Origin of the sequence: Formosa algae (genome assembly GCF_001439665.1) — a bacterium.
Classification (GTDB): Bacteria; Bacteroidota; Bacteroidia; order Flavobacteriales; family Flavobacteriaceae; genus Formosa; species Formosa algae.
This window is the reverse complement of the sequence record NZ_LMAK01000050.1, coordinates 1-3672: the sequence shown is the minus strand read 5'-3', so window position 1 is coordinate 3672 and position 3672 is coordinate 1. Positions and strand designations below refer to the sequence as shown.

The 3672-nt window shown below is 30.1% G+C and carries 3 protein-coding genes and 1 pseudogene; 1 reads left to right on the top strand and 3 read right to left on the bottom strand.

What is annotated here, in order from left to right:
• Positions 1-317: 317 nt before the first annotated feature.
• On the bottom strand, positions 318-770 hold the full coding sequence (locus AST99_RS12460) for a hypothetical protein (protein ID WP_157486377.1): 453 nt from the start codon (positions 768-770) through the stop codon (positions 318-320).
• Between the two features lie 374 nt (positions 771-1144).
• Here AST99_RS12460 and AST99_RS18475 point away from each other — a divergent pair.
• Positions 1145-2115: pseudogene (locus AST99_RS18475) on the top strand (IS110 family RNA-guided transposase).
• A 127-nt stretch (positions 2116-2242) separates the two neighbouring features.
• Here the strand turns inward: AST99_RS18475 and AST99_RS12445 are convergent.
• Positions 2243-2797 carry a hypothetical protein gene (locus AST99_RS12445; protein WP_057782165.1) on the bottom strand — a complete coding sequence of 185 codons (555 nt, stop codon included), beginning with the start codon at positions 2795-2797 and terminating at the stop codon, positions 2243-2245.
• A 144-nt stretch (positions 2798-2941) separates the two neighbouring features.
• Positions 2942-3628, bottom strand: coding sequence for a hypothetical protein (locus tag AST99_RS12440; RefSeq protein ID WP_057782164.1), 687 nt, complete (start codon positions 3626-3628; stop codon positions 2942-2944).
• Between the last annotated feature and the right edge of the window lie 44 nt (positions 3629-3672).

Sequence of the window (3672 nt, the reverse complement as noted above, 5' to 3'; positions counted from 1 at the left end):
ATTATTTTTATACGGTGTTGTAAAACGTTTTTATTTTTTCATTACTGATTTATATAGTTTTATAATTCCTATTATAATAAAGTGTAAAAGCACAAATATTCCTCCATAAAACAAGACAACAAGTGAATTGCCATATCTGAAATTTTCTGAATCTGAAAAAACATAAATCATTATTGCTAAATAGATTCCAAAAAAAAGAAAATTCCATTTGTAGAATGCTTTATTTTTTGATTTTAATAAACCAAATATCAAAAACATTAGCATTAATAAATATGCCATATAAAGAGTCGTAAATTCGCTATCTGTTGGAATCATTTTTATTCAAATTCTTGATAATTGTTGTTTATCTGTTCTTTCATTTTATTCCATTCCGAATTATTCTTAACTTCTATTAATTCCACGTTTATTTCTGATTCAAATTTCGATGGAATTTTCGGTTTTTGATGCGAGTAGATTTTCAGAGTATTATTTTCCACTTTGTATATTATTCCACCAAATCCGTGAAAAATATATTCAGATATTGAGTCAGGTTGAAATTCAAGGTCTGATTTTGTAGAAATAACAGAAATTTTATGGTCAGCAGTCAATCCCCAATTTTTGCTTTTCAGATAAAGAGAGGTTTTTTTATTCGGAAAGTAAATCTGTTCCTTTTCAAATACTGGTTTTCCGATTTCGTCCCAACTTGCTAATTCACGCTCAACTTTCATTCCGAGCCAAAAGGAAAGTATAATTAATATAAACGAAATTATTATTAAAGTTCCTTTTTTCAATTCAGTTTTCGGTTTTTCTTAAATGTTTTACAACGGTTTTGTGTATGATTAGTGGCGTGTTAAAGCACCTAATTTAACAAATAAAAACCGAATAGAAAATCCGAAAGGATTTTCGTAAGTAGGCGAGTACTAGCCATTAATTATACACGTCTTAAGTTAGCATTCTAATAAAAAGTACTAAATTAAGATCTATAAAAAGAAAGCACAAAAGAGAGGAATAAGGTTAATATATACGCAGAGACTACAGATCTCGTCAACATTGAAAACCCCCTCTCTTTTTCTACACAGATTTCGTACAGTTCTATGAGGCTTTTAGACCTCGATTTTAAGTCGTTGAAACTCGCGTAGCTAGTCCTTTCAAATACTATATTGTTATGAATAAAGATATTAAATATTTTGGACTTGACATCAGCCATTTAGTTTTTGATGTTACTGATTCTGAAGGGAAATATTACCAGTTTAAAAACAACCTTTTGGGCTTTAAAAAGTTCTTAAAACTGTTAGATACAAATAGTCATTGTGTGATGGAAGCCACAGGTTATTATCATTACCAATTAGCCTATTATTTACAAGAAGAAGGCGTTAAGGTTTCCGTAGAGAACCCATTAGCAGTAAAACGTTTTATCCAAATGAAGTTGTCTAAAATCAAGACAGATAAGAGTGACTCTAAGTTGATTTGTGAGTATGCCAAACATGTAGAATTAAAGCTTTGGAAAGGAAACTCAAAGCATCAATTAGAATGCCTTCAAATGACTAGACTCCTTTCTGTGTATACAAAGCAGAGCACTATGTTGAAAAACAAATTACATGGAGAAGCTGTTTTAGGAAATCCAAGTAAAGTTGTTGTTAGTTCCTTAAAACGTAACCTGAACAGGTTCAGAAAGAGATGAAAATGATAGAAGATAAATTATTAGTTTTAGTAAAAGAAGTACATCAAGGTGTTTTAACACGCTTAAAAACTATTCCCGGAATTGGTCCAAAAACCTCTCTAATGCTGGTGGTTTTAACGGATGGATTTGATCGTTTTACCAGCGGTAGTGAATTATGTAGTTATGCCGGATTAACACCTGTAATACGACAAAGTGGTAGTAGTGTAAAAGGACGCCCACGAATCAGTAAAATAGGCAACCAAAAGCTTCGGAATTTATTATTTATGTGCAGTTTTAATGCTTGTAAATATAACTATGCTTGCAAAGCAATATACGACCGATTAGTAGCCAAAGGAAAGAGTAAAAAGTTAGCATTAATAGCCGTATGTAATAAGCTCCTAAAACAGGCTTTTGCTATAGCCAAATCAGGATTAACCTATGATAATAAATATAGAAGTGTTTTAGTGGGAAATTAATGAGTTTTTACTTGTTTTTTACCACAGTACTTTGTTGTAGTGCGTTTTTTTATTTTATTCCAATCCGTTTTTCCAATTCCGATTTATTTTCATCGACAGCAACCCAAGTATTAATAGTTTCTATATTCTATTTGTCAAATGCAGTTAAATACTGTAAATGAATTTTTTCTCCAACTTCTAATTCAGGAACTTTTGTTTGGATTGAGGATTCTTTTAATTCTGTTATTTCTTGCCAGTCCTTTTTTATATTAATTAATCTTTTTGGAAACCAATCATTATTTTCTGCTCTACGATTTAAAATAAATCCATCTTCCGTTCCAATATGCAATTTCCATTCGTTATTGGTAATTTCGAAAGCGTCTAAATTTTCGCCAGAAGCATAGTCAAATTCAGAGTTTTTGGGAAAATCCGAAATAGAAACTTTAAGTTCAAGTTTTTCAGATATTTCTTTTACTTTTTCAATTCTCCAAATCCAACATTTTGAATCAGATATGGTTTCTCCGTTATAAAATGGCTGTTTTACTTTAAATTCGATTAATTCAATGTCGTGAGCTGAAGTCTTGAATCGTTCATAAACTCCTTTTTCGTAATTCCCAGAATTTTGCAATTCTACAAACTTAAGATTTGAGTTTAATTCGCAAGAAACTTTTCCTAAAGGCGTCTTAAATGTTCTATTTATCAATATGTTTCTCGTTTTTCTCAAATGCACTACAACGTTTACGTATAAGAATAGTTGCGGGTTTATGTGCGAGGATTTTCCGCAGGAAAATCAGACGTAATAAACTTGCAACGACCTTTGGTTAAGCCCAAAATTGAGCAATTATTTTTATACATTGTTGGCAGTAGTATTTTTATATTTAAAAGTTGAAAATTCTCCTTTATAGACAAAATCTTGATATTCAATTGATGATTTTAAATTCAGTTCTTTTGCTATTTGTGTGTCTTTATAATTGTAATGACGTTTATTCATAAATCCAACTGAACGAATTGAAGGATGTTCCAAAAGTGGTGTCAAATCTCCATTTAGTATTGTTGTATTTGTAAATCTAAAGTCAATTAAATCAGGGAAATTTTTTAGAAAATTCAAGTTTTCCAATTCTCCACAAAAGTTTAGTCGCAATACTTTTAACTTTTTTAATTCATTCAGTTCAGACGTAGGTTTAAACTTTTTTGACTGATTTATATGTAAAATCTCAAGAGAATTTTTTAAAGAGGAAATTCCGCTGTCATTTTCTAATTTTGTGCAATAATGCAATTCCAATCTTTTTAAGTTTCTGTATTTTTCAATTCCATTTAGGTCTTTGAAATTCGCCCAATTCATTTCTAAATACAACAACTTGTCGGATTCTGGAAGTAAGTCAAATGAGATTCCTTTATACTTAAAATACCAAAGAATTGCATATTCAATATTTTCAAAATTCAGATTGTCATTAGATTTTTCTTTAAAATCCCATTTCGTAAATAAATCGGAATTTATTTGTTCAAACCATATTGTGTTAAATCTCCAATCCATTCTCGTGTTTCGTTATATTACTGCCAACGTGTTTCTTTAGTTTG

What these genes read in the sequence shown, in the direction of transcription:
- AST99_RS12440 (WP_057782164.1), bottom strand. Translation starts at nt 3,628, where the DNA reads ATGGATTGGAGATTTAACACAATATGGTTTGAACAAATAAATTCCGAT.